This window comes from Paracoccus sp. UBA5162, from assembly GCF_002413585.1.
GTDB lineage: Bacteria > Pseudomonadota > Alphaproteobacteria > Rhodobacterales > Rhodobacteraceae > Paracoccus.
In genome coordinates this window covers 1-784 of record NZ_DHXG01000063.1, presented here as the reverse complement: position 1 = coordinate 784, position 784 = coordinate 1, and the positions used below count along the sequence as shown (strand labels likewise).

The window sequence follows — 784 nt, the reverse complement described above, 5'->3', positions numbered from 1 at the left end:
GGTCCTGCGTTTTCGACCAGTATTCCGCCGGGGTAAGCTATGGCATGGGTTTCATTTCAGGCGGCGGCTTTCAGGGTCTTGGGCGGCGTATCATAGGCCTCGCCTGGCGTCATCAGCCCATGCGATGAGTGCGGGCGTCTTTCGTTGTAGCAGCTGATCCAGGTGCCGATCCCGTTACGGGCTTCAGAGCCGGTCCCGCAGGCGTTCAGGTAGACGCATTCGTATTTCAACGACCGCCAGAGCCGCTCTATCATCCGGTTGTCGATCCAGCGGCCGCGTCCGTCCATCGAGATCTTCACCTTGGCGTCGTGCAGCACGTCGGTGAAATCGGTGCTGGTGAACTGCGCGCCCTGATCCGAATTGAAAATCTCCGGCTCCCCATATCTGGCCAGAGCCTCCGTCAGCGCCTCGACGCAGAACCCGGCCTCCATGGAGTTTGACAGCCGCCAGCTGAGCACCTTTCGGCTGAACCAGTCCATGATCGCCACGAGGTACAGGAACCCACGGCGCATCGGGATGGCGCTGATGTCGACACACCAGACCTGATCTGGCCGGGTGACGGGCAGGTCCCGGAGCAAGTCCGGACAAATCTCGTGCGCCGGATGCTTCCTGCTGGTTTTCGGCTCCTGGCAGATCGGCACCAGACGCATGAGCCTCATCAGCCGCCGCACCCGGTGGCGCCCGCATCTGTGCCCCTCACGCTGCATGTGGCGGGCCATCTGCCGCGAGCCGTACCAGGGCGTTTCCAGGAACTGCCGGTCGATGATTTTCATGAACGCCAGGT

At 62.2% G+C, this 784-nt stretch carries 1 protein-coding gene; it reads right to left on the bottom strand.

The window, feature by feature from the left end:
• Window positions 1–56: 56 nt before the first annotated feature.
• Window positions 57–784: IS3 family transposase (locus B4A72_RS09255; RefSeq protein ID WP_292978401.1), on the bottom strand; the 728-nt coding region annotated here is incomplete at its 5' end.